1 pseudogene is annotated in these 610 nt (G+C 52.0%); it reads left to right on the top strand.

Annotated elements, in window-relative coordinates:
- Positions 1-147: 147 nt before the first annotated feature.
- Positions 148-610: pseudogene (locus H6A20_RS13105) on the top strand (hypothetical protein); the annotation flags it as partial.

Raw genomic sequence — 610 nt, 5'->3', positions numbered from 1 at the left:
TCTTTGCGGCAGCCGCCGCGTCTGATATCTTCAAAAGATCTAAAAGAAATCTCAATGCTTTTGTTCCCATTTCACAGAGCAGAGAGGTTTCTTAAGGAAGAGCGGTAGGGAGGCCTCCTGCACCCAATTAGAAAAAGGAGGCCGCCTATGAGCAAAAAGAGCAAAGCGGGAAAGAGGAAAGGACCAGGCAGACGGAAGAGTTATCCTGTGCCAAACCGGACGTACAAGTCCACCGTCTTTATCATGCTGTTCCGCGACAAGAAAAACCTGCTGGAGCTTTACAACGCAGTCAGTGGAAAACAGTATACGGATCCGGAGAAACTCACGATCAACACGCTGGAGAACGCCATCTACATGGCGATGAAGAATGACCTGTCCTTTATCATTGACTCCCGGCTGTCCCTGTATGAGCATCAGTCCACCTACAGTCCGAACCTGCCGCTTCGGATGCTGATGTATCTGTCGGACATCTATGAGGAGATGACGAGGACGTGCAACGTATACGGCCGGGAGAAGGTGCTGATCCCGCCGCCGCAGTTCCTGATCTTTTACAATGGAAAGGATAAGCAGCCGGACCGGCAGGAGCTGCGCCTGTCCGACCTGTATGCCG

Origin of the sequence: Mordavella massiliensis (assembly GCF_016901695.1) — a bacterium.
GTDB lineage: Bacteria > Bacillota > Clostridia > Lachnospirales > Lachnospiraceae > Claveliimonas > Claveliimonas massiliensis_A.
The sequence above is the reverse complement of the archived record's forward strand: the minus strand, read 5'-3'. Positions and strand labels throughout refer to the sequence as shown.